The organism is Acidovorax sp. HMWF018, from assembly GCF_003061035.1.
Classification (GTDB): domain Bacteria; phylum Pseudomonadota; class Gammaproteobacteria; order Burkholderiales; family Burkholderiaceae_C; genus Acidovorax; species Acidovorax delafieldii.
In genome coordinates this window covers 1-2,662 of the sequence record NZ_QAIM01000056.1, presented here as the reverse complement: position 1 = coordinate 2,662, position 2,662 = coordinate 1, and the positions used below count along the sequence as shown (strand labels likewise).

Sequence of the window (2,662 nt, the reverse complement as noted above, 5' to 3'; positions counted from 1 at the left end):
GTGGGGGCGGCGCCTGGTACTGCACGCGCACCGGGGCGGGTTGCTGGTAGACAGGCGTACCTGCCTGGATGACAACGGTGGCGCTGGTCTGCGCCTGCGCCGCGCTCGCGGCGCCCAGCGACAGCAGGGCGATGGACACAGCGGCAAGTGCTTTGCGGGCCATAAGGTTCTCCTCAGATGTGATTCCTTGCGGAACCGGAGACTTCATGGTGCGCACGCTGCGTCAAGCCGGTGTAGGCCAATTGCGAAGCTTTGTGAAGTTGTGTTGCCGACTTCGGAGGCAAACGGTTGCCGTGTGATTTTTGTCACGCCTGCTCAGGCGTCCGGCGTCGGCGTCCCCCATCCATCCGCCCGCGATGGCTTGCTTCAGCGCCACCACACCAGCGTCGCAATCACCAGCAACGCGCACCACGCCGGGTGTCTGCCATGCGTGGCAAAGAACACCAGCACGCCACTGGCCAGGGTGGCAATGCCCACCGCGTCGGCGGCCCAGGCGCCCAGGGCCGCGTCCCAAGGTGCGGTGCCCAGGCGCCAGAGCAGAGCGCTCAGTGCCCAGCACAGTACCGAAGCCACATGCCAGGTGCCCCACAGAATGCGCAGGTGCGGGGTGTGCAGCAACTGCTGCGCGGTGCCAACCTCCGCGCGCCCCGCTGTCTGGTGCCCCTGCGTACGCAGCCTGCGAAACAGCAGAAGCTCTCCCAGCACCGAGTGCGCCACACCCACCAGGGCCAGCCCGGCTGCCGCCAAGGTCAACGCGGTGTTTGTCATTAGTGAACGGCCAACGCCTTGTGGGCGCGGGTGTGCACCTGGGCACCCAGCTGCGTCAGCAGGTGCATCAGCCCCATCCACATGCGCTCGAACGCGGGCATCTCGCCGGGGATCTGGGCGAGGTGCTGGCCCAGCACGCGCTGGTGCTGGCTGGGGGTGATGGGCGGCGGTGTTTTGGTGCCAAAGTCAAACACCGGCTGGGTGAAGGGCTCGATCTGCCAGGCCTGCATCTCGGCCAGCGCGGGGGCGAGTTCAGTGGTGTAGGCCTGCACGGTCAGGTCCTTGCGCAAGAGCCCCAGCGCCTGGTAGGCCTGCAGCACCTGTGTATCGCGTGTAGGGTCGGTAGGGGCGCGCAGCAGGGCAGACCACGCCTGCACCACCTGCGCACGGAATGCGTTGGGCAGGGCGCGCGTGCAGCCAAAGTCCAGCACACCCACCGTGCCATCGGGCGCGAACAGAAAGTTGCCCGGGTGCGGGTCGGCATGCACCCGCCCCAGCACAAAGATGCAGTGCATGAACCAGTCCCACAGGTGCTGCCCGGCCTGGTCGCGCAGCGCCTGGTGTGGCTGTGTGGCCAGCCAGGCTTGCAACGGTAGCCCGGGCACAAACTGCTGCGTGAGCACCTGGGCCCGCGTGTGCGACAGGATGGGCTGCGCCATCACCACCCCCGGCTGTGCGGCGTGCTGGGCAAACCACTGCAGCTGTTCGGCCTCCTGCAGGTAGTCCACTTCGCGCAGCAGGGTGGCCTCGATCTCGGTCATCACGCTGTCCAGCACGGCATCGGTGGGCAGCGGCATGTCGGTGTGGGCCAGGGCGCGCAGCGCGGCGCGCATCAGCTGCATGTCGCTGGCAATGGTGGCGGCAATGCCGGGGTACTGCACCTTCACGGCCACCATGCCGTGGCCTGCGAGCTGCGCGCGGTGCACCTGGCCCAGGCTGGCGGCGGCAAACGCGGTGGGCTCGAACTGGTCGAACAGCGCCTCCGGCTCTTGCCCGAAGGCCTGGCGGAACACGCGTCCCACCAGCGCGCGGTTGAGCGGCGGGGCCTGGTGGTGGGCGCGTGCCAGTTCGCTGCGCACGCCGTCGGGCAGCAGGCCCGGGTGCATGCTGAGCAGCTGCGACACCTTGAGCGCGGAGCCGCGCAGCTGCCCCAGCGCACCAAACAAAATGCGGCCCAGCGCTGCCTCGTGCTCGGCCTGTGCCTGGGCTGAGCGCTTGCGCGTGCGGTGTCCCAGCTCCGCCATGCCGATGCGCGCGGCCGCGAGCCCGGTGATGGCGCTGCGCGCCAGCTTGCCGGTGCGAGGTGCGTTTGCGTCAGTTTGGGCCATGGTTTGCCAGGCGCTGGGCCGTGCCGCGTGCAATCACGCGGTGGATCGGCGTGATCACCGCCATGTACGCATGGCCCAGCGTGTTGTGGATGTGCACCACGGTGCTCAGCACAACGCGGGGCGCGGTGCCGGGGGCGGCGGGCTGTTTGCAGATGGACACCTGCACGTCCAGGTGCTTGTCGTCCTGGCCCATCACCACTTCGGTGTCGCTCAGGTGCCGGATGTGGAAGATGCCCACGCGGTCGCCCACGCGGTAGCTGCGCGCGTCGCGCAGGGATCGGCCGCTGGCAGGCGGGTGGCCGTCATCCAGCTGGCCCAGGTCCTTCAGGCCCACCAGGCGCACGGCCTTGTTGCGCATGAACATGAGGGCGCGCGTCCACGCCGGGGTGCGGGCCGCCACATCCAGCCACGACTGCAGGGCCGAGCGCGCGGGGTGCCGGTCAGCCACTTCGTAGGCGTCAAAAAAATCGGCCCCGGGCAGCGTGGCGTGGATGGCCGTGCCGGGCGGCACCTGGGTGGCGCGCGCACCCCGCAAACCCCGGGCGACCACCGGCCCCACGAAGGCC

Annotated in this window: 3 protein-coding genes; all 3 read right to left on the bottom strand. The window is 69.3% G+C overall.

Annotated features, from left to right (window positions below; all coding sequences use genetic code 11):
- Positions 1–366 precede the first annotated feature (366 nt).
- The 3 genes from DBR23_RS02035 to DBR23_RS02025 are packed head-to-tail and all read right to left on the bottom strand — an operon-like array spanning position 367 to position 2,655.
- The gene (locus tag DBR23_RS02035; RefSeq protein WP_108497142.1) at positions 367–768 is read right to left on the bottom strand and encodes a hypothetical protein; all 402 of its coding nucleotides are present in this window, start codon (positions 766–768) and stop codon (positions 367–369) included.
- The gene (locus tag DBR23_RS02030) at positions 768–2,096 is read right to left on the bottom strand and encodes an AarF/ABC1/UbiB kinase family protein (protein ID WP_108497141.1); all 1,329 of its coding nucleotides are present in this window, start codon (positions 2,094–2,096) and stop codon (positions 768–770) included. The genes DBR23_RS02035 and DBR23_RS02030 overlap by 1 nt, the downstream gene beginning before the upstream one ends.
- On the bottom strand, positions 2,083–2,655 hold the full coding sequence (locus tag DBR23_RS02025; RefSeq protein ID WP_108497143.1) for a DUF2867 domain-containing protein: 573 nt from the start codon (positions 2,653–2,655) through the stop codon (positions 2,083–2,085). Before DBR23_RS02025 ends, DBR23_RS02030 begins: the two co-directional genes overlap by 14 nt.
- Between the last annotated feature and the right edge of the window lie 7 nt (positions 2,656–2,662).